This is a genomic window from Streptomyces sp. NEAU-YJ-81 (genome assembly GCF_017592595.1).
In the GTDB taxonomy this organism is placed as follows: domain Bacteria; phylum Actinomycetota; class Actinomycetes; order Streptomycetales; family Streptomycetaceae; genus Streptomyces; species Streptomyces hygroscopicus_B.
In genome coordinates, this window is the sequence record NZ_JAGFNO010000007.1 from 324,531 (window position 1) to 348,342 (window position 23,812).

Annotated in this window: 26 protein-coding genes and 1 pseudogene; 12 read left to right on the forward strand and 15 right to left on the reverse strand. The window is 71.6% G+C overall.

Features of this window, described 5'->3' with window-relative positions; translation table 11 throughout:
• The first annotated feature begins 275 nt into the window (after positions 1-275).
• Entirely contained in the window at positions 276-1,310 is a 1,035-nt protein-coding gene (locus J5X86_RS19185) for a phosphatase PAP2 family protein (RefSeq protein WP_208517992.1), read from the forward strand.
• Positions 1,311-1,457: 147 nt separating this feature from the next.
• Here J5X86_RS19185 and J5X86_RS19190 read toward each other — a convergent pair whose 3' ends face one another.
• Positions 1,458-1,673, reverse strand: coding sequence for an I78 family peptidase inhibitor (locus tag J5X86_RS19190; protein ID WP_014059684.1), 216 nt, complete (start codon positions 1,671-1,673; stop codon positions 1,458-1,460).
• A 390-nt stretch (positions 1,674-2,063) separates the two neighbouring features.
• Between J5X86_RS19190 and gvpO the strand changes: the two genes are divergently transcribed.
• From gvpO to ctaD, 9 genes are all read left to right on the forward strand, one after another.
• Positions 2,064-2,366: a gas vesicle protein GvpO gene (gene gvpO / locus J5X86_RS19195; RefSeq protein ID WP_078640668.1), complete on the forward strand. Its 303-nt coding sequence runs from the start codon at positions 2,064-2,066 to the stop codon at positions 2,364-2,366.
• Positions 2,367-2,410: 44 nt separating this feature from the next.
• Complete coding sequence (locus tag J5X86_RS19200) at positions 2,411-2,863, forward strand: gas vesicle structural protein GvpA (RefSeq protein ID WP_078640669.1); 453 nt, start codon at positions 2,411-2,413, stop codon at positions 2,861-2,863.
• Positions 2,860-3,579 (forward strand): GvpL/GvpF family gas vesicle protein, encoded by a 720-nt coding sequence (locus J5X86_RS19205; protein ID WP_208517993.1) that lies wholly within the window; start codon positions 2,860-2,862, stop codon positions 3,577-3,579. Before J5X86_RS19200 ends, J5X86_RS19205 begins: the two co-directional genes overlap by 4 nt.
• A 17-nt stretch (positions 3,580-3,596) precedes the next feature.
• The gene (locus tag J5X86_RS19210) at positions 3,597-3,785 is read left to right on the forward strand and encodes a gas vesicle protein GvpG (protein WP_374229265.1); all 189 of its coding nucleotides are present in this window, start codon (positions 3,597-3,599) and stop codon (positions 3,783-3,785) included.
• An 80-nt stretch (positions 3,786-3,865) separates the two neighbouring features.
• Entirely contained in the window at positions 3,866-4,147 is a 282-nt protein-coding gene (locus tag J5X86_RS19215) for a gas vesicle protein (protein WP_208518043.1), read from the forward strand.
• Positions 4,144-4,998 (forward strand): GvpL/GvpF family gas vesicle protein, encoded by an 855-nt coding sequence (locus J5X86_RS19220; RefSeq protein ID WP_208517995.1) that lies wholly within the window; start codon positions 4,144-4,146, stop codon positions 4,996-4,998. The genes J5X86_RS19215 and J5X86_RS19220 overlap by 4 nt, the downstream gene beginning before the upstream one ends.
• On the forward strand, positions 4,995-5,195 hold the full coding sequence (locus tag J5X86_RS19225; RefSeq protein WP_014059691.1) for a gas vesicle protein: 201 nt from the start codon (positions 4,995-4,997) through the stop codon (positions 5,193-5,195). The genes J5X86_RS19220 and J5X86_RS19225 overlap by 4 nt, the downstream gene beginning before the upstream one ends.
• Positions 5,192-5,470 carry a gas vesicle protein K gene (locus J5X86_RS19230; RefSeq protein ID WP_208517996.1) on the forward strand — a complete coding sequence of 93 codons (279 nt, stop codon included), beginning with the start codon at positions 5,192-5,194 and terminating at the stop codon, positions 5,468-5,470. The genes J5X86_RS19225 and J5X86_RS19230 overlap by 4 nt, the downstream gene beginning before the upstream one ends.
• 88 nt (positions 5,471-5,558) lie before the next feature.
• The gene (ctaD, locus tag J5X86_RS19235) at positions 5,559-7,262 is read left to right on the forward strand and encodes a cytochrome c oxidase subunit I (RefSeq protein ID WP_208517997.1); all 1,704 of its coding nucleotides are present in this window, start codon (positions 5,559-5,561) and stop codon (positions 7,260-7,262) included.
• Here the strand turns inward: ctaD and J5X86_RS19240 are convergent.
• The 3 genes and pseudogenes from J5X86_RS19240 to J5X86_RS19250 all read right to left on the reverse strand — a co-directional run.
• Positions 7,234-8,190 (reverse strand): annotated as a pseudogene (locus J5X86_RS19240) (helix-turn-helix transcriptional regulator); the annotation flags it as partial. The gene ctaD and the pseudogene J5X86_RS19240 overlap by 29 nt on opposite strands.
• 89 nt (positions 8,191-8,279) lie before the next feature.
• The gene (locus J5X86_RS19245; RefSeq protein WP_208517999.1) at positions 8,280-9,158 is read right to left on the reverse strand and encodes a hypothetical protein; all 879 of its coding nucleotides are present in this window, start codon (positions 9,156-9,158) and stop codon (positions 8,280-8,282) included.
• Positions 9,159-9,199: 41 nt separating this feature from the next.
• Positions 9,200-10,438, reverse strand: a complete 1,239-nt coding sequence (locus J5X86_RS19250) for a glycosyltransferase family 4 protein (RefSeq protein WP_208518000.1) — start codon at positions 10,436-10,438, stop codon at positions 9,200-9,202.
• A gap of 271 nt (positions 10,439-10,709) precedes the next feature.
• Here J5X86_RS19250 and J5X86_RS19255 point away from each other — a divergent pair, with 271 nt between their 5' ends.
• A complete protein-coding gene (locus tag J5X86_RS19255) occupies positions 10,710-11,657 on the forward strand; it encodes a hypothetical protein (protein ID WP_374229266.1) in 948 nt (315 codons plus the stop codon).
• A gap of 158 nt (positions 11,658-11,815) precedes the next feature.
• Positions 11,816-12,115, forward strand: a complete 300-nt coding sequence (locus J5X86_RS50770; RefSeq protein ID WP_243980739.1) for a hypothetical protein — start codon at positions 11,816-11,818, stop codon at positions 12,113-12,115.
• A 142-nt stretch (positions 12,116-12,257) separates the two neighbouring features.
• On the opposite strand, the gene der is transcribed toward J5X86_RS50770, so the two are convergent.
• The 11 genes from der to ald form a co-directional block, all read right to left on the reverse strand.
• A complete protein-coding gene (gene der / locus J5X86_RS19265) occupies positions 12,258-13,721 on the reverse strand; it encodes a ribosome biogenesis GTPase Der (RefSeq protein WP_208518002.1) in 1,464 nt (487 codons plus the stop codon).
• A 55-nt stretch (positions 13,722-13,776) separates the two neighbouring features.
• On the reverse strand, positions 13,777-14,493 hold the full coding sequence (locus J5X86_RS19270; protein WP_208518003.1) for a lysophospholipid acyltransferase family protein: 717 nt from the start codon (positions 14,491-14,493) through the stop codon (positions 13,777-13,779).
• Positions 14,451-15,155, reverse strand: coding sequence for a (d)CMP kinase (cmk, locus tag J5X86_RS19275; RefSeq protein WP_014059701.1), 705 nt, complete (start codon positions 15,153-15,155; stop codon positions 14,451-14,453). Before cmk ends, J5X86_RS19270 begins: the two co-directional genes overlap by 43 nt.
• 144 nt (positions 15,156-15,299) lie before the next feature.
• Positions 15,300-16,385 carry a prephenate dehydrogenase gene (locus tag J5X86_RS19280; protein ID WP_208518004.1) on the reverse strand — a complete coding sequence of 362 codons (1,086 nt, stop codon included), beginning with the start codon at positions 16,383-16,385 and terminating at the stop codon, positions 15,300-15,302.
• Positions 16,382-16,744: a chorismate mutase gene (gene aroH, locus J5X86_RS19285; RefSeq protein WP_208518005.1), complete on the reverse strand. Its 363-nt coding sequence runs from the start codon at positions 16,742-16,744 to the stop codon at positions 16,382-16,384. Before aroH ends, J5X86_RS19280 begins: the two co-directional genes overlap by 4 nt.
• A gap of 183 nt (positions 16,745-16,927) precedes the next feature.
• Entirely contained in the window at positions 16,928-18,052 is a 1,125-nt protein-coding gene (locus J5X86_RS19290; RefSeq protein ID WP_208518006.1) for a pseudouridine synthase, read from the reverse strand.
• Entirely contained in the window at positions 18,052-18,732 is a 681-nt protein-coding gene (gene scpB / locus J5X86_RS19295) for an SMC-Scp complex subunit ScpB (RefSeq protein ID WP_059146883.1), read from the reverse strand. Before scpB ends, J5X86_RS19290 begins: the two co-directional genes overlap by 1 nt.
• Positions 18,729-20,291, reverse strand: a complete 1,563-nt coding sequence (locus tag J5X86_RS19300; RefSeq protein WP_208518007.1) for a ScpA family protein — start codon at positions 20,289-20,291, stop codon at positions 18,729-18,731. The genes scpB and J5X86_RS19300 overlap by 4 nt, the downstream gene beginning before the upstream one ends.
• Positions 20,292-20,359: 68 nt before the next feature.
• Positions 20,360-20,938 carry a hypothetical protein gene (locus tag J5X86_RS19305; protein ID WP_208518008.1) on the reverse strand — a complete coding sequence of 193 codons (579 nt, stop codon included), beginning with the start codon at positions 20,936-20,938 and terminating at the stop codon, positions 20,360-20,362.
• Positions 20,923-22,089 (reverse strand): ParA family protein, encoded by a 1,167-nt coding sequence (locus tag J5X86_RS19310; protein WP_078559094.1) that lies wholly within the window; start codon positions 22,087-22,089, stop codon positions 20,923-20,925. Before J5X86_RS19310 ends, J5X86_RS19305 begins: the two co-directional genes overlap by 16 nt.
• 409 nt (positions 22,090-22,498) lie before the next feature.
• Positions 22,499-23,614, reverse strand: a complete 1,116-nt coding sequence (ald, locus tag J5X86_RS19315) for an alanine dehydrogenase (protein WP_208518045.1) — start codon at positions 23,612-23,614, stop codon at positions 22,499-22,501.
• Between the last annotated feature and the right edge of the window lie 198 nt (positions 23,615-23,812).

Here is a 23,812-nt window from a genome sequence, read left to right on the forward strand (position 1 = left end):
CCCGCGGATGATCACCCCCTGCCGCCTGGCGACGCCTGGGGAAACTTCCGGGAACGGCACGGCCAATAAGCGATAAACTCGCCCTGTAAGAATTCCATAAAGTCCCCGAGACACGCCCATTGGAAGGCCGGGAGCAGAAAAGTTCCCGGGCCTCGTGCATTCCGTGGAAAGGGCGCGGCCAAAAGCCGTGGACGAGACGCACTCCACATCACATCGTCATCACAAAGCGACCTGATCGACTGAACCCGCCTGTCACGCAATGTAACGTCGATTAGGTGCGTACCGAAGACAAGCTCCCCGCGTCCGAGGAGCGAAGGCCCGATCTCGCGCGACCGCGCATGACCCGAACACGCTTCTGGCTGCTCGGGACCACGCTGGCGGTCTACGCGGCGACCGTGATCGGCGTGCTCACCACCTCATGGCTGGTGAAGCTCGACTGGCAGATCATGCTCTTCCGGCCCTACAAGCAGTGGCCCGAGTTCCACACCTTGCTGGACTACTTCGTGGTCATGGGCCAGCGCGGACCCACCGCGGTGGCCGTCGCCGCCTGGCTGGGGTGGTGCTGCTACCGGCAGCGGACCCTGCGCCCGCTGCTGGCACTGGGCACTTCCCTGCTGCTGCTGAACGCCACCGTGGGCGCGGTGAAGATCGGCTTCGGCCGGCTCGGTCCGCACTACGCGACCACCGTCGGCTCCAATGAGATGTGGGGCACCGGCGATATATTTCCTTCGGGTCACACCGCGAACGCCGTGGTCACCTGGGGGATTCTGGCCTATCTGGCGACCACCCCCGTCGCGCGCCGGGTCGCCTCGCTGATCGCCGCGGGCTTCGCCTTCGGGGTCGGCATGACCACCGTCTACCTCGGCACCCACTGGCTGAGCGATGTGGTGCTGGGCTGGGCCGCCGGGGTGCTGGTGCTGCTGGCGCTGCCGTGGCTGGAGCCGGCCATGGCCCGCGCCGAGGTGCTGCTGCTGACCCTGTGGCGCCGGATGCGCGAGGGCTGGGCGCCCGTGCCGCTGCCGTCCGGGCGGCCGGTCGCCGGGACCCCGCTGGCCACCCCGCGCGCCGCCCGCGACGACGAGCTGCCCGCCCGCGAGCCCGTGGCCGTGATCCGGTCCGGCGGTGCCACCGGCCGTGGCCCGGACGGGCGGCCCCACCACCCGGTCCGTCAGCACACGGTGCGCTCCGAGCGCACTCCCGTCACCCCGGTCGGCAGCCGCCGGCCGCCGCACGCCGACCGGGTGCCGCGCGCCACGACGCCCTTCGGCCCGTCCGGCGCCTCCCGCGGCCGGACCGCCACGGGAGGCTGAGCCACCCACCGGGCCGCGGGGCGGTACGCACCCCCTTCCCCGCGCCGACCGGTCACACCACGGCCCCGAACGCTCTCGCCGGAGCGTCCGGGGCCGTAGTCGTGTCCGCGCCGGGCACACCGGCCCACCGGCGCGGATCCGGGCCGGTCAGCCGCGCCAGCAGCGCTTCACGGTGCCGTCGTCCACCTCGAAGTCGATCCGCCCGCGCAGATACTCCATCGTGATGATCGCGCCCGGCGGAAGCGTCCGTACGGTGCTCCAGCCGCGTGCGCGCGCCCTCTCCTCGGCGGTCCGGGCATCGAGGCCCACATAGCTGTCGAGGTCGTCGTCGGGTTCGGCCGGAAGGTTCGGTACAGGTCCCATGACGCCACCGTAGGTGGCTCCCTACGCGGGGCAAACCCAGAGTGGCGAAGGACTGCCACTGCCTCATGCCTCTCACGGCCGCCATTCGTCACACTTGTGTCACAGAAAACACGCCCGGGTTTGTGGGCGACTTCATCACTCTTCCGGGGCTTGTGTTGACCCCTCGAAGATGATTGCGAGTTTTCGTCGATATCCCGCGTCAAACGACCGGCTCCGGTATGGACGGCGGAGCACCGCCGAGATCTTTCGAGCAATTCACACGGCGGCCGGAAAAGCTCTGCCCGGACCCCTCCGGAGCACACAATTCCACCACAAATCGCCGGGGCCTCGGGGCCGAACGTCGAGGTTTACGCCCACCGGGACGCGGTACCCGCCGCCACCGGAGCCAACATGACTGACAGATCAGATGAAACCCCCGAGAAGACGGCGGCCGGCGGTCCGAGCCCGCTGGCACTCCTGCGTGCCGCCCGTGAACAGCTCGTCGAGCTGACGGGCCTGTACCCCGAGTCCCTCCCCCGTCTGGAGCGGACCGACGAGGGGTGGCTGCTGGAGGCCGAGGTGGTGGAGCTGGCCCGGGTGCCGGAGACGATGAGCCTGATGGCCCTGTACGAGGTGACTCTCGACCCGGACGGCCTGCTCACCGGATACCGCCGCCTCCGTCGCTATGAGCGCGGCCGGAGCGACCGCCGCTGACGGCGGCGAGCCGGACGCCCACCGACACGAGAGGAAACACCGACATGACCACTGTTGTCCCGGCACAGCAATCCAGGGGCGGGGGCGGCTCCAGCGGCCTGTACGACGTCCTGGAGCTGATCCTCGACCGAGGGCTGGTGATCGACGCGTTCATCCGCGTCTCCCTCGTCGGCATCGAGATACTCAAAATCGACATCCGGATCGTGGTGGCGAGCGTCGACACCTATCTGCGGTTCGCCGAGGCGTGCAACCGGCTCGACCTGGAGTCGGGCCCGAACAAGTCCCCCGGCCTGCCCGAGGTCGTCGAGGGCATCACCGAGGGTGGTGCGCGCTCCAAGACCAAGGGCGCCCTGTCCGGCGCCGGCGAAACCGTCTCCAAGGCCGCCCAGTCCGTGGCCGACGCGATCCGGCCGTCGGAGGAGGACGAGGAGGAGGAGCCTCGCCGTCGGCGTCCGGCCCGTAAGGCGGCGCCGAGGAAGTCCGAGGAGTCCGCATGACCACGTATGTCTACGGCATCGCACGCGGTGAGGTCCGGGACCTGGGCGATCGGCTGCTGGGCATCGGCGACCCTCCGCTGCCGGTCCGGGCGCTGAACCAGGGCGAGCTGGCCGCGATCGTCAGCGACTGCCCGCCGGAGCTCAAGCCCCGGCGCCGCGATCTGCTGGCCCATCAGCATGTGCTGGCCGAGGTGAGCGACTCCCGCCCGGTGCTGCCGATGCGCTTCGGCAGCGTCTCCTCCAGCGACGACGACGTCCGCAGTGTGCTGGCCGAGCACGCCGACCGCTACCAGGACCAGCTGAGCCGGCTGACCGACCGGGTGGAGTACAACGTGAAGGTCGTGCACGACGAGGACGCGGTGCTCCACCAAGTGCTCGCCGAGGAGCCGGAGTTGCGGGTGATGGCGGAGGCCAACCGGGCGGCCGGCGGCGGCACCTATGAGGAACGGGTGCGCTTCGGCGAACTGATGGCGAGCGCGGTGCGGGCCCGCGAGGTGCGGGACGCCAAGCTGGTGGAGGAGGCGCTGGCCCTGGCCGCCGAGGACGTGCGCCCCGGCCCGGAGAGCGGCGGCTGGTTCCTCAGCCTGTCCCTGCTGCTCGCCAAGGACGGCGCCGATCCGCTGCTGACGGCCGCCGCCGACGTGGAGCGGGACCACCCCTGGCTGAAGCTGCGGATCAACGGTCCGCTGCCGCCGTACAGCTTCGTCGAGTCCTGATGCTGATGATCGGCTGGGTGCTGAGGCAGGTCGTCGCCGCCGCGGAGCGGGAGTACTACGACCCGGCCAACATCCAGCGCGCCCTGGCCGAGCTGGAGGCCCAGCTCGACCAGGGCGTGATCGACGAGAAGGAGTTCGAGCGGCAGGAAGACACGCTGCTCGACCGGTTGGAGGAGGCACACCAGTGGGCGAACGGGACTCTGTGACCACCCGGGGCGGTGCGGCCCCGACGGCCGGCGCGTATGGCTCACCGGCGTCGTCGTTCGGCTCCTCGGGGTCGTACGGGCTGGCCGGCCGCGGCGAGGGCGGGGCCAACCTCGCCGACATCCTGGAGCGGGTGCTCGACAAGGGTGTGGTGATCGCGGGCGATATCCGCATCAACCTGCTCGACATCGAACTTCTCACGATCAAGCTCCGGCTGATCGTGGCCTCGGTCGACAAGGCGAAGGAGATGGGCATCGACTGGTGGGAGCACGACCCGTCGCTCTCGTCACGCGCCCGGGCCGAGGTCAGCGGCCCGGAGAAGACCGAGGTGACCAGCGGGGAGAACCGGGAGAGCGCCGAATGACCGAAGGACTGCGGTACGCCTACGGGGTCGTGCGCGACACCGCCGCGCCTCAGGCCGCCCTGGACGTCCTCACCGCCCTGGAGCAGGTGCCCGGTGTCGCGGGCGAACCGGTGGTGGCCGTGCGCCATCTGGGGCTCGCCGTGCTGGCGGGCACCGTACCGGCCGAGGACTTCGACGAGGGCCCGTTGCGGGAGCGGCTGGAGGACATGGCGTGGCTGGAGAAGGTGGCCCGGACCCATCAGCGGGTGGTCGACACCGTCGGCGCCGAGTCCTGCGTCATACCGGTCCGGCTGGCCACCGTCTGCCAGGGCGAGGAGGGGCTGCGGCGGATGCTCGCCACCGGGCGGGAGCGGTTCGCCTCGGCGCTGGACCGGCTGGAGGGCCGGGTCGAATGGGGCGTCAAGGCGTACGCCGCGACGCCCGCACCTCAGGAGCCGCCCGCACCCAAGGAGCCGCCCGCCGGGACCCCGAACGCCCCGGGCGGCATGTCCGGCCGCGACTATCTGCGCCGCCGCAAAGCACAGCGGCAGGCGGCCGAGCGGCGCTGGGGCGATACGGAGGAGGGTGCGCGGCTGGTGCACGACACCCTCAGCGGGCTGGCCGAGCGGGCCCGGCTGCATCCGCCGCAGGACCCCCGGCTGTCGGGGGTGTCCGACCGCAATGTGCTGAACGCCGCGTATCTGGTGCGTCGCGAGGACAGCGACGCGTTCGCCGAGCGGGTCGGTGAGCTGGCCGGACGGACGGCGGCGCTGCGGGTGGAGCTGACCGGCCCCTGGGCGCCGTACTCCTTCACCGCCCCGGACGGGAACGCCGCCCCTGACGGAGCGAAGAGCGCGGGGGCGGAGGGATGACGATGGCCCCGGAGGGCCCGTTGGCCCATCAGCAGATCGCCCTGGTGGATGTGCTGGACCGGCTGCTCGCGGGTGGCGTGGTGATCACCGGTGATCTGACCCTGCGGATCGCCGACGTCGACTTGGTCCGCATCGATCTGCGCGCCCTCATCAGCTCGGTCAACGCCAATGTCCCGTCCCCCTGGGAGGAACCGTGAGCCGCAAGGTGGAGCTGGACCAGGACACCGTCGAACGCGACCTGATGAAGCTGGTGCTGACCGTCGTGGAGCTGCTGCGCCATCTCATGGAGCGGCAGGCGCTGCGCCGGGTGGACGAGGGCGATCTGACCGAGGACCAGGAAGAGCGGATCGGGGTCACGCTGATGCTGCTGGAGGACCGGATGGGCACGCTCTGCGAGCGCTACGGTATCGCGCCCTCCGATCTCAATCTGGACCTTGGGCCACTCGGTCCGCTGCTGTCCCCGAGGGAGTGACGCTTCGGACAGCTCCGGGCAGCTCCGCGGCTCGCGGGAGCCACCGCGCGATCATGGCGATACCCGCCCAGGACGCAGAGGAGCCCCGATGGCGACAGAGACCGCGCGGGCCGCCGGTCCGGCAGGGGTGACGCGGCAGGGCAGCGTGCTCGTGGACTGGGTCACCACCACCGACCACAAGAAGATCGGGCATCTGTATCTGGTCTCGTCGTTCGGCTTCTTCCTGGTCGGCGGCGTGCTGGCGCTGGTGATGCGCGCCGAGCTGGCCCGTCCGGGCCTGCAGATCGTCTCGCAGGAGCAGTTCAACCAGGCGTTCACCCTGCATGGCACGATCATGCTGCTGCTCTTCGCGACCCCGGCCTTCGCGGGGTTCGCCAACGAGATCATGCCGCTGCAGATCGGCGCGCCCGATGTGGCCTTCCCGCGCCTCAACATGCTGTCGTACTGGCTGTATCTGTTCGGCGGGCTGATGGTGCTGACCGGTCTGGTGGTGCCGCAGGGCGCCGCGGCCTTCGGCTGGACCGCCTATGCCCCGCTGAACAGCGCGATCCGCTCCCCCGGTGTCGGCGCCGATCTGTGGATCATGGGGCTGGCGCTGTCGGGCTTCGGGACGATCCTGGGCGCGGTGAACTTCCTGACCACCATCATGGCGATGCGCGCGCCGGGCATGACGATGTTCCGGATGCCGATCTTCACCTGGAACACCCTCTTCACCTCGATCATGATCCTGATGGCGTTCCCGGTGCTGGCGGCGGCGCTGCTGGCGCTGGAGGCGGACCGGCGGTTCGGGGCGGTGGTCTTCGACGCCCGGTACGGCGGGCCGCTGCTGTGGCAGCACCTCTTCTGGTTCTTCGGCCATCCCGAGGTCTACATCATCGCGCTGCCGTTCTTCGGCATCATCACCGAGATCATCCCGGTCTTCTCGCGTAAGCCGATCTTCGGCTATGTGACGCTGATCGGCGCGACCATGGCCATCACCGGACTGTCGATGGTCGTCTGGGCCCACCATATGTTCGCCACGGGATCGGTGCTGCTGCCCTTCTTCTCCCTGACGTCGTTTCTGATCGCGGTGCCGACCGGGGTGAAGTTCTTCAACTGGATCGGCACCATGCTGGGCGGCTCGGTGTCCCTGGAGGCGCCGATGCTGTGGGCGGTCGGGTTCCTGGTGAGCTTTCTCTTCGGGGGGCTCACCGGCGTCATCCTGGCCTCACCGCCCATGGACTTCCATGTCACGGACACCTACTTCGTCGTGGGCCACTTCCACTACGTGGTCTTCGGGACGGTCGTCTTCGCGATGTTCGCGGGGTTCTACTTCTGGTGGCCCAAGTTCACGGGCAAGCTGCTGGACGAGCGGCTGGCCCGGATCCACTTCTGGACCCTGTTCACCGGCTTCCACACCACCTTCCTGGTGCAGCACTGGCTGGGGGTGGAGGGGATGCCGCGCCGCTACGCCGACTATCTGGCGGCGGACGGCTTCACCGCGCTCAACACCGTCTCCACGATCGGCGCCTTCCTGCTGGGCCTGTCGACCCTGCCGTTCCTCTACAACGTCTGGCGGACGGCCAAGTACGGGACGAAGGTGGAGGTCGACGACCCCTGGGGGTTCAGCCGCTCGCTGGAGTGGGTGACCTCCTGTCCCCCGCCCCGGCACAACTTCACCACGCTGCCCCGGATCCGCTCCGAGTCACCGGCCTTCGATCTGCACCATCCGGAGGTGGCGAGCCTGGAGCGGGACCGGCGGCTGAAGGCCCGGGGCTCGATCAGCCCAGGGCCCGATCCAGACGGTCCCTGATCTCCCGGATGTGGTCGTTCAGCTCCACCGGCTCGCGCACCTCGAAGTCGAAGCCGCTCAGCGCGATATGGAGCACCAGCGCATCGGGGTTGGAAGCGCCGGTGTGCAGCAGACAGCTGTGCTCGTCGACCGCCTCCAACACCCCCACCAAGGGCGAGAACCGCTCGGCCGCCCGCTCGGCGGGCACCCGTAGCAGCACGGTGGCCTGCTGGGAGTAGACCGAGGTGGTGATGCCCCGGGCCACATAGGCGGCGATGTCCTCGGCGGGCGGACGGCGCGGGGTGAACCGGGGGCCGTGCGGCGGGGTCGGGGTGATCCGGTCGACCCGGTACGTACGCCAGTCGGCGCGGTCGATGTCCCAGGCCACCAGGTACCAGCGGCGCTGCGCGGCGACCAGCCGGTGCGGTTCTGCGGCGCGGCGGGTGAGGGCACCGCCGTGGTCGCGGTACTCGAAGCGCAGTTGATGGCAGTCCCGGCAGGCGGCGGCCAGCTCGGTCAGCACCTCGGGGTCCACCCCGGGGCCGGGGCTCCAGCCGGACAGCGGCACGGTGAAGGCGCTCAGCGCGCCCACCCGGCGGCGCAGCCGGTCCGGCAGCACCTGCTCCAGCTTGGCCAGGGCCCGTACCGAGGTCTCCTCGATGCCCTCGACCCCGCCGCCCGCGGCCTGGCGCAGCCGCACCGCGACCGCCACCGCCTCCTCGTCGTCCAGCAGCAGCGGCGGCAACTGGGCGCCCGCGCCGAGCTGATAGCCACCGCCGGTGCCCGGCGCGGAGTGCACCGGGTAGCCGAGCTCGCGCAGCCGGTCCACATCGCGGCGCACGGTGCGCGGGGTGACCCCGAGCCGGTCGGCGAGATCCGCGCCGGACCATTCGCGGTGGGCCTGCAACAGGGAGAGCAGGCGGAGCAGGCGGGCCGAGGTCTCCAGCATGCGGCCGAGTCTGCCACTGCTTGAGGACAGCCCTCGTCCTCAAAGCTCCCCCTGCTCGCCTGGCTTCTCGCCCGGGATCTCTTCTGGGATCAGGCGGGCGCCTCGATCCGCACCGCCAGATCGTTGTCCCGGGTGTAGTACGGCTGGGCCCGCACCTCCCCGTGCGGACCTGACACCGTGCGCGGCGGGTAGGTGAAGATCTCCTTCTTGTCCGCGACATCGTCCAGGATCCGGGCGAGCCGCGCTGGGGCCATGGTCTCGTCCGCCGGGCGCAGCCACAGGTCCCAGACGTGCGCGCCGCCGTCCCAGCTCCGGGCGAGCTCGGCGTAGGAGAGCGTGAAGGAGAAGTCCGGGCCGTCCACCACCAGCGGTGCCGTCCGTACGGGGGCGGCGCTCCGCCGGCAGCGGGCCTCGACGACCGCCTCGGCCAGCCACTCGGACGGGTACGCGACGCGGTAGAGCCGCCCCCGTACGGCCATCGTGTCGTCCTCCAGCCGTATCTCCCCGGCCTCGGCGTGGGGCGCCCGCCGCCAGCTGCGCAGCGAGAGATTGCCGTGCTTGGTGGCGTAGGGGATGCGGACGGACAGCGGGGAGGTGCTCGGCCCCGGCCGGCGGTCGACGAGCGAGCGCAGATCGTTCAGGCCCGGGGCGAGCCGCTGCGGCTCGGTGTCCCGGTGGGCCACATGGACGTCCCAGCGGCCCTCGGGCAGGGCGACATTGCTGGGCAGGGCGGCCTGCAGCCGGCCGTCCGCGGTGGGGGCCAGCGGCAGCCGCACCTCCCCGTCGGGGGTGTCCTCCGCGCCCCGGCGGACCAGCACCAGCGCACCGCTCCAGTCGTCGAGGCCGCCCGGGCCGGGCCGGGTCCAGTCGGCGATGTGGAAGGTGAGCCCTCCGGCGGAGTCCGCCACGCAGTCGGCGCGGGCGGGGGCGGCCTCGGGGGCCTCGGGGGCCTCGGGGGCCTCACTCATCCTGTCCTCCTCGACGTGCTGCGCTGCCTGTGCCGTTGCACTCATGCGACACGCACCTTCCGCAGGGAGTCCTTGGTGGCGAACGCGCCGCTGAGCAGGGAGCCGCGGGCGCGGTGCAGCGAGCCCCGCAGCCCGCTGCGGGCGACCAGACCGGAGAACAGCGTCTCGTAGCGCCCGGCCACCCGGGAGGGGTCGAAGCGGGCCGAGTCCTTCAGCGCCGCCTGTCCCATCTGCTGGCGCAGCTCGTCGTTGTTGATGAGGTCGAGCAGCGCGGCGGCGATGGCGTCGGTGTCGCCGGTGGGCACGAGACGGCCGTCCACCCCGTTGTCGATGATCTCCGCGGGCCCGTGCGGGCAGTCGGTGGACACCACGGGAAGGCCGCAGCGCATCGCCTCCACGATGGTCATGCCGAACGACTCCAGGCTGGAGGTGACGGCGGCTATGGAGCCCTTGGCCCACTCGGGGTCGAGCGGATTGGCCGGGCCCATCAGGAAGACGTTGTTGTAGAGGCCGAGCTGGTCGATGAGGGCGCGCAGCTTGGCGTGCTGGGCGCCGCCGCCGTAGATCCGCAGCCGCCAGTCCGGGCGGGCCGCGCTGACCTTCGCGAAGGCGCGTATCAGCAGGTCGTAGCGTTTGACCGGGGCCAGCCGGCCGGCCGCGACGACCCATTTGCCGGTGCCGTCGGCGGGCTCGAGACCGGGCTTGGGCACGCTGTTGGGGACCGCCTCGACCCGTACGCCGGGCAGCCGCATCTGGTCGCGGTAGGTCCGCGCGTCGGCCTCGGTCACGGTGGTCACCGCGTCCAGCCGGGGATAGACGGCGCGCAGGGCCCGCTTCAGCCTCGTGGAGTGGGTGCCGAGCGTCAGATGCTCCTGGCCGACCCGTACCGGACCGCGGCGGGCCTCGCGGGCGATGTGGACATTGAGCCCAGGGCGGGTTCCGACAACGATATCGGCCTCGAGACGGCGGAGATGGTCCCCGATACGGCGGTCGGTGAGGGCGCTGTACTGCTTGTAGCGGCCCTCGGACGCGGGGAAGACCTCCGCCGGGCGGCCGTGGTCCGGGTCGGCGCCGTCGTAGGACGGGCTGTTCTTCCGGATGTCCACGAGATGGCTGAGCCGCACCCGCGGACCGGGGTCGAAGATCGGCTGGTCACGGTGGCGGAACACCGACACGATCTCCACATCGTGCTGCTCTCCCAGGGAACGGGCGAGGTTGTACGTGGTCCGGATCGTCCCGCCGATCCCGTACGCGTTGTGAATAAGGAAAGAGATGTGCATCCGGCCCCGTATCCCATGGCTTCCCCGCGGACGAGTGTGTCGTCCGCCTACCACGGTGTAAGACCGAGAAAAGTGGCACAGGGTTGGGTTTCATCACCTTTTTGTGCCCCAACAGATGTGCAATCGGTAGGAAGTCGGGGGAACTTTCCGGCCCGACGGCGCATCAGACCCCGGGGCGGCCGGGCCGCGTGACCCCCGCCCCGCATGGCCCGTTGTCTACGTATGAGCCGGGGACCCACCCCGCGCACCCACCGAGACCGAGGAGCCACCCGTGCCGCGCATGCTCGACGTCAGCAATGACGTACGCGCCGAGATCGGCGACGAAGAAGCCGACCGGCTGCTCGCCGGGGACAACGCCCCGGGCGCTTACGACTGCACCTCCTGCCGCACCCCCGGCAACACCGAGCAGGAGCGGACCAGCACCGTGCTCTTCGTGGGGCAGGAGACGGCGGTGCTGGCCTTCGCGCACGCCACCTGCGTCCCCTCCCAGGTCGTCCCGGTCTCCGAGGACCAGTTGCGCGGTGCGGTGCGGTCCATCACGGGTGAGGACACCGCGCCGTCGTACGCGCCGCCCGTACCGGCCGCGGCGCATGCTTCGGCGCCGCACTTCCCCGCCCCGGCCGCCCCGCCCGGATACTCCGCCCCGGCCCCGTCGCTCGCGTCTCCCGCCACCGCCTCCCACGCCTCCGCGCCGTCCGGCCACGCACCGTCCGGTCAGGCACCGTCCGGTCACGCACCGGTGCCCCAGCAGGCGGTGCTCGGCGTGACCAGCGGGGTGGTGCTGGTGGGTCAGGAGGTGTGCCCGGCGCTGGTGGTGGAGCCGACCGCGCCGATCATCCGACCGGGTTCGGCCGGGCACGGCGACGAGTTCCTTCAGCTCCTCAGCGAGCAGGGGTTCGCCCCGGTGGTCGACCTGGGCCGGCCGCCCGCGCCCAACCCCGGCTGGTCGGTGCTGCTGGCCATGGGGCGGCTGCACGCGGTGCTGATGCCGGCGCCGGGCGGCGGCCGACCGGTGGCCTGGTGGCAGGCGCACAGCCCGATGCCGCTCAGCGAGGGCTGGCGAAGCGCCGTCGGCCGTTCCCAGAAGGTGCTGATCTACGCCGCGGCCGCGGGCACGATCGGCACCCAGCCGCGCGAGGACCAACTGCGCGCGGCGCTGGACCGGGCCGCGGCGCGCGGTGCGCTGGTCGGCGCGTCGATGCCGCTCGCGGGCACATGACCGCCGCCGTCCCGGACCTCCCACCGGACCTCGGCGACCCATGGTGGGCAGCCCATTCGCCACCGATGCCGCATCCGACGGGCGGCCGGGTCGTTGGCACATACGTGCACGCATACGACCTCTCCTACCGATCCCCGTCATACGGCTGCATTCCGGCCATGCGCCCCGCCCTGGAGGCAGCGCACGATCCCTGGCGCCACTCCGCCACGCCGATCTACGACGCGTTGTACGCGGAGTACCGCAGGCTGTTCCGGGCGCTGCCCGGCGACCGCTCGGACGAGGAGAACATGGAGTTCGTGGCGTTCGCCGCCATCGGCCAGCCCCGGGGCCTCATCAGCGGCGGCCACGGCCGCCCGGACAGCCACAGCGGGGCCTGGCACACCGACGAGCTGTACTACCGCGGCTATCTCCCCGCCCTGCCGCCCGGCCGGGGCGAGGAGCGGGGTCACACCTACTGACGTGGACACCTACTGACGTGGTGCCGTCATGCGCGCCCGGCGGGCCGGAACCGACCCGCCGCTGAGCGCGTCCAGCGCCGCCGCCCCGCCGCCGGACGGTGAAGTCCGGGGCCGGGATGGCGTCAACCGCGCGCCGCCGCCGTTACCTCTTGCGGCCGCGCTTTTCGCGCACCCGCACCGAGATCTGCAGGGGCGTCCCCTCGAAGCCGAACTCCTCGCGCAGCCGCCGCTCGATGAAGCGGCGGTAGCCCGCCTCCAGGAAGCCCGAGGCGAAGAGCACAAACCGCGGCGGCCGGGTGCCGGCCTGCGTCCCGAAGAGGATCCGCGGCTGCTTGCCGCCGCGGATCGGATGCGGATGGGAGGCGACGATCTCGCCGAGGAAGGCGTTGAGCCGCCCGGTCGGGACCCGGGTCTCCCAGCCGGCCAGCGCCGTCTCGATCGCCGGGACCAGCTTCTCCATATGGCGGCCGGTGCGCGCCGAGACATTGACCCGCGGTGCCCACTGGATCTGCCCCAGCTCCGTCTCGATCTCGCGCTCGAGGTAGTAGCGGCGCTCCTCGTCGAGGGTGTCCCACTTGTTGTACGCGATGACGAGCGCGCGCCCGGCCTCGACGGCCATCGTGATGATCCGCTGGTCCTGGACGCTGATGGACTCACTGGCGTCGATCAGCACGACCGCGACCTCGGCCTTCTCCACGGCGGCCGCGGTGCGCAGCGAGGCGTAGTAGTCGGCGCCCTCCTGGAGGTGGACCCGGCGGCGGATACCGGCGGTGTCGACGAACTTCCAGGTGATGCCGCCGAGTTCGATGATCTCGTCGACCGGGTCGCGGGTGGTGCCCGCCAACTCGTTGACGACCACCCGCTCCTCGTTCGCGACCTTGTTGAGCAGCGAGGACTTGCCCACGTTCGGGCGGCCGACCAGGGCGATCCGGCGCGGTCCGCCGAGCGTCGCACCGAAGGTCTGGGCCGGGGCCTCGGGCAGCGCCTCCAGGACCGCGTCGAGCATGTCGCCGGTGCCACGGCCGTGCAGTGCGGAGACCGCGTACGGCTCGCCGAGGCCGAGCGACCACAGCATCGCGGCGTCCGCCTCGGCGCTGGGCCCGTCGACCTTGTTGGCGCACAGCACCACGGGCTTTCCGGCCCGGCGCAGCAGCTTGACCACGGCCTCGTCGGTGTCGGTGGCGCCCACCGTCGCGTCCACGACGAAGACCACCGCGTCGGCGGCCTCGATCGCGAACTCGGCCTGGGCCGCCACGGACGCGTCGAGACCGAGCACGTCCTGCTCCCAGCCGCCGGTGTCGACCACCTTGAAGCGGCGGCCGGACCACTCGGCCTCGTAGGTCACCCGGTCGCGGGTGACCCCGGGGCGGTCCTCCACGACCGCCTCGCGGCGGCCGAGGATCCGGTTCACCAGGGTGGACTTGCCGACATTGGGGCGGCCGACGACGGCCAGCACCGGCAGCGGACCGTGTCCCGCCGCGGCGAGGTCGCCCTCGACCTCCTCCAGGTCGAAGCCCTCTTGCACGGCGAGCTCCATGAACTCCGCGTACTCGGCGTCGCCAAGCTCCCCGTGCTCGTCGCCGCCGCTGTGGATCTGGTCGTTCATGAAGATTTCCTCGTCGTCCCTCAATACCGCGGCCGCCCCTGAGGGCTCGCGGATCTCATGTCTGGTCTGGGCGGCCGGTCAGCCGCCTGGCGGTGCCCAGATGCGTGCCCAGCCGCTTCTGGATGCGCTCGGTGGCCTGGTCCAGGGCCGCCCGCGTCCGCCTGCCGCTTCCGTCTCCCGCCTCGAAGGGGTCGCCGAACACCACGTCGACCCTGCTGCGCAGCCGGGGCAGCGCCCTGGCCCGCCCGTCGCCGCCGCGCGGGGTGGCGGTGCCGAGCACCGCCACCGGCACGATCGGCGCGCCGGAGCGCACGGCGAAGTACGCGAGCCCCGAGCGCAGCGACGCGAAGTCGCCGTCGCCGCGGCTGCCCTCCGGGAAGATCCCGAGGACCCCGCCGCGCTTCAGCACCCCCAGGGCCTGGCCGATCGCGGCGCGGTCGGCGCTCGCACGGTCCACCTTCAGCTGCCCGATACCGCGCAGGAACGGGTCCAGCGGGCCGACGAACGCCTCCTTCTTGACCAGGAAGTGCACCGGCCGCGGCGAGGTGCCGATCAGCATCGGGCCGTCGATGTTGTGGGAGTGGTTCCCCGCGAGGATGACGGGCCCGGCGGACGGGATCCGCCACGCGCCCAGCACCCGGGGCCGCCACAGCCCGTACATCAGGCCGATGCCGATCCGCCGCGCCACGACGGCACCGGCCGCGCTGGGAAGCACCGCGTCGGTGGCGCTCACGCGACCGTCCGCTTCTCCTCGACGAGAGTGACGACGCACTCGATGACCTGGTCGAGGGTGAGTTCGGAGGTGTCCACCTCGACCGCGTCGTCCGCCTTGGCGAGCGGCGAGGTCTTACGGCCGGAGTCCAGGGCGTCCCGCTTGGCCAGCGCGGCCTGGGTGGCGGCCAGGTCGGCGGCCTCCTTGCCCTTCAGCTCACCGCTGCGGCGGGCCGCCCGGACCTCCGGGGAGGCGGTCAGGAAGATCTTGAGGTCGGCGTCCGGGAGGACCGTGGTGCCGATGTCCCGGCCCTCGACCACGATGCCGCGCGGCGCCTCGGCGGCGATGGTCCGCTGCAGCTCGGTGATCACGGCCCGCACCTCGGGCACCGCGCTGACCGCGCTGACCCGCGAGGTGACCTCCTGGGTGCGGATCGGCCCGGAGACATCGGTGCCGTCGACGCTGATCGTCGGGGCGGCCGGGTCGATACCGGAGACGATGTGGGGCTTGGCGGCGGCGTCGGCCACGGCCACGGCGTCGTCGACGTCGATGCCGTTGGTCACCATCCACCAGGTGATCGCCCGGTACTGGGCGCCGGTGTCCAGGTAGCCCAGGCCCAGCTTGGCGGCGACGGCCTTCGAGGTACTGGACTTACCCGTGCCTGCGGGGCCGTCGATCGCGACAATCACTGCTGCCGGGGCGGTCCGGGCGGCGGTTTCCACGGTGACAGACACCTTTCGTGTGCACGGGGCTGAGTTGAACGGGCCATGTGAGCCTCGGACAAGGTTACTGGCTTCCCACGGACGGCTTCGCACCCCTGTGGACGGCCCCGGTCCGCCCGGGGCGCCCGGCGGTCCGCTCCGCCGCTACTGCCGGATGGACCAGCCCCGCTCGCGCAGGGCCTTGGTGAGCCCCGGGGCCGCCGAGGGCTCGACCATCAGCTGGATCAGACCGGACTGCTGCCCGGTGGCGTGCTCGATCCGGACGTCCTCGATGTTGACCCCCGCCCGGCCCGCGTCGGCGAAGATCCGGGCCAGCTCGCCCGGCTGGTCGCCGATGAGCACCGTCACGGTCTCGTAGACGGCCGAGGCGGCGCCGTGCTTGCCCGGCACCCGCTCCCGCCCGGCGTTGCCCCGGCGCAGCACGTCCTCGATACCGGCCGTGCCGTCGCCGCGCTTGGCCTCGTCGGCGGACTGGAGCGCGCGCAGCGCCCGCACCGTCTCGTCGAGGTCGGAGGCGACGGCGGCGAGCACATCGGCGACCGGGCCGGGGTTGGCGGAGAGGATGTCGATCCACATGGCGGGGTCGGAGGCCGCGATCCGGGTGACGTCGCGGATGCCCTGGCCGCACAGCCGCACCGCCGTCTCATCCGCGTCCTGGAGCCGTGCGGCGACCATGCTGGACAGCAGGTGCGGGGTGTGCGAGACGAGCGCCACCGCCCGGTCGTGGGCCTCGTCCTCCATCACCACGGGCACCGCCCGGCACAGCGCGACGAGCTCGAGCGCGAGGTTGAGCACCTCGGTGTCGGTGCCGCCGGTGGGCGTGAGCACCCAGGGCCGTCCCTCGAAGAGGTCGGCGGTGGCGGCCAGCGGCCCGGAGCGCTCCCGGCCCGCCATCGGATGCGTGCCGATGTAGCGGGTCAGATCGCAGCCGAGGGCCTCCAGCTCGCGGCGCGGGCCGCCCTTGACGCTCGCGACGTCCAGCACGCCGCGGGCCAGGCCGCGGCGCAGCACATCGGCCACCGTCCCGGCCACGTACGCCGGGGGGACGGCGACAATCGCCAGGTCCACGGGCCCGGCGGGCTCGCCCTGCGTCCCGGCGCCCAGCGCCTCGGCGGTGCGGGCCTGGTCCGCGTCATGGTCGGCGAGGTGCACCTGGACCCCGCGGCCGGCCAGGGCCAGCGCGGCGGAGGTGCCGATCAGGCCGGTGCCGATGACGAGCGCGGTTCTCATTGGGCGATGTCCTTGCGGAGGGCGGCGGCGGCGCCGAGGTAGACATGGGCGATCTCGGACTTGGGCAGGGAGGTCTCGATATGCGCCAGTATGCGGACGACGCGGGGCATGGCCCCCTCGATGTCCAGCTCCTGGGCGCAGATCAGCGGCACGTCGGTGATGCCCAGCTTGCGGGCGGCGGCCGCGGGGAAGTCGCTGTGCAGATCGGGGGTGGCCGTGAACCACACGCTGATCAGATCGTCGGGGTCGAGGGCATTGCGCCCCAGGATGGCCGTCAGCAGCGCGGAGACCTGCTCATGCATGTGCTCCGGCTCGTCCCGCTCCAGCTGGACTGCCCCGCGGACCGCTCGTACCGCCACGTCTCGCTCCCTGTGCGCGCTGTGCCTGTCGTGCGTCGGGCGCGGCCGCGTCGCCGGCCGCACTCCCGATCAGCGTAACGAGCGGGTCCGACAGGCTCCCGGGGCGACCGCTGGGCGAGACGCGGCGGGCCGCCACGACGGCCGGGGCCGTCAGCGGTCCCCGGCCTCAGCGGTCCCCGGCTCTCAGAGCTCGACCTCGCGCATCAGCATGCCGACCTCGGTGTTGGTCATCCGGCGCAGCCAGCCGGACTTCTGGTCGCCGAGCGCGATCGGGCCGAAGGCCGTCCGCACCAGCTTGTCGACCGGGAAACCGGCCTCGGCGAGCATCCGCCGCACGATGTGCTTACGGCCCTCGTGCAGGCTCACCTCGACCAGGTAGTTCTTGCCGGTGTTCTGCACCACACGGAAGTGGTCGGCGCGGGCGTAGCCGTCCTCCAGCTCGATGCCGCTCTTGAGCCGCTTGCCGAGGTCACGCGGGAGCGGGCCCTGGATGGCGGCGAGATAGGTCTTCTTCACGCCGTAGCGGGGGTGGGTGAGGCGGTGGGCCAGCTCACCGTGGTTGGTGAGCAGGATGATGCCCTCGGTCTCGGTGTCGAGCCGGCCGACGTGGAAGAGCCGGGTCTCGCGGTTGGTCACATAGTCGCCCAGGCACTGGCGGCCGTCGGGGTCCTCCATGGTGGAGACGACACCGGCGGGCTTGTTCAGCGCGAAGAAGAGGTACGACTGGGTGGCCACGGTCAGCCCGTCGACCTTGATCTCGTCCTTCTCGGGGTCGACGCGCAGCCCCTGCTCGGTCACGATCTTGCCGTTGACCTCGACCCGGGCCTGGTCGATCAGCTCCTCACAGGCGCGCCGCGAGCCCATCCCGGCGCGGGCGAGGACCTTCTGCAGCCGCTCGCCCTCGACCTCGCCGAAGGTCTTGGGCAGCGCGACCCGCGGCTTGTCGTGGCGGGCGCGGTTGCGCTCCTCCATCTGCGCCTCGTACTCGCGCGGACGGGCCGGTGCGTTCGGCTTGCGGCCGCGGCCGCCGACGCCCTTGGGGGCACCGCTCTTGGCCGTGCCGCCCTTAGGGCCGCCCTTGGGACCGCCCTGGGAGCCTCCCTTGGGACCGCCCTGGGAGCCTCCCTTGGGACCCGCCTTGGGGCCGGGGCCCGCCTGGGGGCCGCCGCCCACGTCGTAGCGGCGCTCCTCGGGGCGGGGGCGGCCGGCGCGCTGCTGCTGCTCGTCGCGCCGGTTCCCCGCGCCCCGGTAGTTGTTGCCGCCGCTACCGCTGCCGCTGCCCCTGCTGTTCCTGCCGCTGCTTCGCATCAAGTTTCCGTCTGAGAGTGGCCGCTACGGGCTCGGTGTTCTACGTCGTCGTGCGCGTCATCGCTGTCGATGGCGTCCGGATCGAACGACGGCACGCCCTCCTGGGACTCGCCCTCGACCGCGTCCGCCTCGGGGAGGAACGGTGCGAGCTCCGGAAGCTCGTCCAGCCCTCGCAGGCCCATCCGCTCCAGGAAGTAGTTCGTCGTCCTGTACAGGATCGCACCTGTTTCGGGTTCCGTGCCCGCCTCCTCGACCAGTCCCCGCTGCAGGAGGGTCCGCATCACGCCGTCGCAGTTGACACCGCGGACGGCCGAGACACGGGAACGGCTGACCGGCTGACGGTACGCGACCACCGCGAGGGTTTCCAAAGCGGCCTGGGTGAGCCGGGCCTGCTGCCCGTCCAGGACGAAGCCCTCGACGGCGGCGGCGTAGGCCGGGCGCGTGTAGTAGCGCCAGCCGCCCGCGACCAGCCGCAGCTCGAAGCCCCGGCCCTGCGTCGCGTACTCGTCGGCCAGCTCGCGCAGGGCGTCCGCGACGGCGCGGCGCGGCCGTGCCAGCACCTTGGCGAGGTGCTCCTCGGTGGCGGGCTCGTCGACGACCATGAGGACGGCCTCCAGGGCGGGCTTGAGGTCCAGCTCGGCGACCTCGGAGAGCCCGGCGGGTGTCCGCTGCTCGCTCAACTCGGTACCTCCTCCTTCTCCTTCTCCGGCTCCGGCGTGGCCGTCTCCTCAGGGGGCTTGTCCTGCGGCTCCGCCTGGGGCTTGGTCTGGGACTCCGCCTGGGGCTTGGCCTGGGCCTCCTGGTCGAACTCGTCGGTGACCAGCGGCTCCCGCCCCGCCTCGCCCGTCCAGCGGACCATGAGCGACCCGAGCGCCTCCGGCTGGTCGAGCAGGACCGCGCGCTCGCGGTAGAGCTCCAGGAGCGCCAGGAAGCGCGCGACGACCGTAAGGACGTCGGGAGCGTCCTCGGTGAGCGTGCTGAAGGTGGCCTCCCCCAGCTCCCGCAGCCGCGCGACCACCACCTCGGCCTGCTCCCGGACGCTGACCAGTGGGGCGTGGATGTGGTCGATGTAGACCTGCGGCTTGGGCTTGGCCTGCATCGCCTTGACCGCCAGCTTGGCGAAGCCCTCGGGGCCGATGCTGATGACGACGTCGGGGAGCAGCTCGGCGTGGTGCGGCTCCAGGCCGACCGTACGGGGGTGACGGGCGGCCTCGGCGATCAGCCGGTCGTTGAAGATATCCGCGATCTGCTTGTACGCGCGGTACTGCAGCAGCCGCGCGAAGAGCAGGTCACGCGCCTCCAGCAGCGCCAGGTCCGCCTCGTCCTCGACCTCGGCGGCGGGCAGCAGCCGGGCCGCCTTGAGATCCAGCAGGGTCGCCGCGACGACGAGGAACTCGGTGGTCTGGTCGAGGTCCCAGTCCGGCCCCATGGCGCGGATATAGACCATGAACTCGTCGGTGACCTTGGAGAGCGCGACCTCGGTGACATCCAGCTTGTGCTTGGAGATCAACTGGAGGAGGAGGTCGAAGGGCCCCTCGAAGTTGTCCAGCCGCACGGTGAACCGATTGCCGCCGTCGTCGGCCTGCACCTCGCCGCCGTGCGCCTCGCCCCGGCCGGTCCCGCCGCCGGTGTCACTCCCGCCGCCGGCTTCGGTCCCGGTCCCGGCCCCGGCCGCGTCGCCGCCGTGTCCGCCCCCGGAGGGGGCCACATCGAGGTCGGCCCGCGCATGCACCGGCTCCGGCTCGCCCCTCGGCACGGCCTGCTCCTCCGGGGCGGCGGGCTCAGTGGCCGCCGGGACCGGGGCAGTGGGCTCATCGACCGCCGGGGGCGGCTCGGGCTCGACGTCCGGCGCAGCGTTTCGCTCCGGTGCTGCGTCGTGTGCCTCGGGCTCGGCGTCCGGCGCAGCGCGTCCCTCCGGGGCCGCCTCGTCTGCCTCATGCTTGGCCTCCGGCGCAGCGGTGCCCGGGGCCGCCTCGCCTGCCTCCGACGCGGCAGACGGCCCAGCAGTAGCCTCACGCGCCGCCTGAGCGCCTTTCTGCGGCTCTCCGGGCGCCGGGGGCGACGTGGGCTCGGGCGGCGGCGCCGCGGGGCGCTGAGAGGCCGTCTGTGGGGGCGGGGGCGCGGTGGGACGCTCCGAGGGACGGTCCGGGCCCGCGTCGGGGGGCGCCGCGCCGGGGCCTCGGCCGAGGGTGCGGCGAGAGGGACGGGGCGGCGGGGCGGGATCGTCGTTCGTCGGCATCGCGGTCCAGGGTGCTCAGGGCCGGGCGGGGCAGCCCGTACGACCGGGCAGGCTATCGCCCGGCCCGGTCAACGGCCGCGGAGGCGGCGCACCAGGATGCTCGCGTCGCCGCGCGACTCGAGGTCGGCGAGGACGACCGCGACCGCCTCGCGGACGATCCGGCCGCGGTCGACGGCGAGCCCGTGCTCACCGCGGAGCACCAACCGCGCGTGCTCAAGGTCCATGAGCTCCTCGGCGGAGACATAGACCGTGATCTTCTCGTCGTGGCGCTCGCGCCCGCTGGGCCGACGGTTCGCCGCACGAGCGCGGCGGCGGGCCTCGCCGCTCTGCTCGGCCGCGGCCGAACCGCCCTGGGCCTGGCGGCCCTTGGGCCGGTCCCCGGCCCCGGGGCGCCGCTCACCCACCGTGTCCTGGGAGGCCGCCGTCTCGCGTCCCGTGTGTTCGCCCGAGCCGGACTGCTCACCGTCCGGGCGCTGCTCCTGCCCTTCCCGAGGCTCGGCGTCGGGGTCGGCGGCGGGCGGGGGCACCCGGGGGCCCTCGCCGTTCGCCTGGCGGCGCCCGGCGGCGGGAGCGGAGGACTGGAGCCCCATCCCTCCCGTGGTGCGGAACAGTTCGTCGGCTCCCGGCAGACTCACTCGGCGTGACACCGGGCGAGCACCTCCCTGGCGAGCTGGCGATAGGCGGCGGCACCGACGGAGTTGGACGCGTACGTGGTGATCGGCTCACCCGCGACCGTGGTCTCGGGGAAGCGGACCGTGCGGCCGATGACCGTGTGGTAGACGTGATCGTCGAACGCCTCGACCACGCGGGCGAGGACCTCACGGCTGTGCACGGTGCGCGAGTCGTACATCGTGGCGAGGATGCCGTCCAGCTCCAGGTCGGGGTTGAGCCGCTCCTGGACCTTCTCGATCGTCTCCGTGAGCAACGCCACACCGCGCAGCGCGAAGAACTCGCACTCCAGCGGCACGATCACCTTGTGCGCCGCGGTCAGCGCGTTGACGGTGAGCAGACCGAGCGAGGGCTGGCAGTCGATGACGATGTAGTCGTAGTCGGCCATCAGCGGCTTGAGGGCGCGCTGCAGGGTCGACTCCCGGGCGACCTCGCTCACCAGCTGCACCTCGGCGGCCGACAAGTCGATATTGCTGGGGAGCAGATCCATATTGGGCACGGCCGTCTTCAGCAGCACCTCGTCGGCCGACATGCCCCGCTCCATGAGCAGGTTGTAGACCGTGAGGTCGAGCTCCATCGGGTTGACCCCGAGGCCGACCGACAGGGCGCCCTGCGGGTCGAAGTCGACGAGCAGCACCCGGCGGCCGTATTCGGCCAGGGCCGCGCCCAGGTTGATGGTGGAGGTGGTCTTACCGACCCCGCCCTTCTGGTTGCACATCGCGATGATCTTCGCTGGACCGTGATCGGTCAGCGGCCCCGGGATCGGGAAGTACGGCAGCGGGCGCCCGGTGGGGCCGATCCGCTCGCGGCGCTGGCGGGCAGCGTCGGGCGCGAGCGTGGCCGCGTATTCGGGGTCTGGCTCGTACTCCGCGTCCGGGTCGTAGAAGTGCCCGTCGGGGAGGTCGTCGTAGTCGGCGAAGCGGGCGGGATCCGTGCCCCCCTGGTCGCCGGCCATGGCGTTCACGTGATGGCCGTCCATGCTGTGGCTCTGGTGGGCTGTCGTCGGGCTCTGGCGGGTTGCGAAGGTACGGACAGCGACGGAGCCGACAGCCTCGAGCCCCGAGGGGCCCTGGCCCCGCGCAGCCGGTCCTGGTTGACCACCCCCGGGAGAAAATGTCGACTCATTCACAAGTCGTCCTACCTCCTTGGTGACCAGGAAATTTCTCTATAGGTCAGCGTGACACCATGCCGACGGTTGGCGACTCTATGGCGTGTCGGCGGTCCGCAGCAACACAATCCACCGGACACGGCATGATGTGTCGGCAATCGAACACCCCGATGTCAAGGGCGTGTGAACGGCGCCGCGGAGATTTCACCGCCGCATAAAGCGTCTGAATAGTTGCATTTAGGGCGAGTTGGCCGAGCCATGGGCCACACCCGATACGGGGCACAGCGGACACACCTTCGGCCGGGCCTCATCCTTCGACAAGACCCGGCCGGATGCCCATTGTTGACATGTGGTTGACGGTCCGGGTTGACCGTCCGGCAACCGGAGTTCACCCGCTCCGGCGGCCGGGCCGGTGGACTCCGAGCGTCATTCAGCCGATCAGCGAGCTCAGTTCAACCGCGGGCAGGTCATGCGCCTCGGCGACCGGGCCGTAGACGACCTGTCCCTCATGGGTGTTGAGCCCCTTGGCCAGTGCGGCGTCCCGGCGCAGCGCGTCCCGCCAGCCGCGGTTGGCCAGCTCCACGATGTACGGGAGCGTCGCGTTGGTGAGCGCGTGGGTGGAGGTGTTCGGCACCGCGCCGGGCATGTTCGCGACGCAGTAGAAGACCGAGTCGTGGACCGCGAAGGTCGGCTCGGCGTGGGTGGTGGGACGGGAGTCCTCGAAGCAGCCGCCCTGGTCGATCGCGATGTCGACAAGGACACTTCCCGGCTTCATCCGGGACACCAGCTCGTTGGTGACCAGCTTGGGCGCCTTGGCACCCGGGATGAGCACCGCGCCGATGACCAGGTCGGCCTCGAGGACGGCCTTCTCCAGCTCAAAGGCGTTGGAGGCGATGGTCTGCACCCGGGTGCCGAAGATCCGGTCGGCCTCGCGCAGCTTGTTGATGTCCTTGTCGAGCAGGGTGACGTGGAAGCCCATGCCGATGGCGATCTGGGCGGCGTTCCACCCGGAGACGCCACCGCCGATGACGACGGCCCGCGCGGCGGCCACACCCGGCACCCCGGCGGGCAGCACACCACGGCCACCGGCCGAGCGCATCAGGTGGTACGCGCCGACCTGCGGCGCGATCCGGCCCGCGACCTCGGACATCGGCGCGAGCAGCGGCAGGGCGCGGTTCGCGGTCTCGACGGTCTCGTAGGCGATGGCGGTGGTGCCGGACTCCAGCAGCGCGTCCGTGCAGGCCCGGGAGGCGGCCAGATGCAGGTAGGTGAAGAGCGTCTGGCCCTTGCGCATCCGGTGGTATTCCTCCGCGACGGGCTCCTTGACCTTCAGCAGCAGGTCGGCGGTGGCCCAGACCTCGTCGGCGGTGCCGAGGATGCGCGCACCGGCGGCGGTGTACTCCTCGTCCGTGATGGAGGAACCGAGGCCGGCACTCTGCTCCACGACGACCTCATGGCCGCCTCGGACCAGCTCGTGCACACCGGCGGGGGTGATGGCCACACGGAACTCGTTGTTCTTGACCTCGCGGGGGATACCGACCTTCACGTCGATCACGGTCCTTGAATGGGGGGGAAAGGAACATATCGCCACAGCCAGTCACGGGTCGATGCACCACCGACCATAGACAGGCAAACCGGAACGCGTCCGCATGCCGGAGACGACCGCAACAATCGCGGTACGGCCAGTCTAATGAAGGACGTCACGCTGTCTAGCCTTGCAATGCATCAATCTTTTGGAAGACCA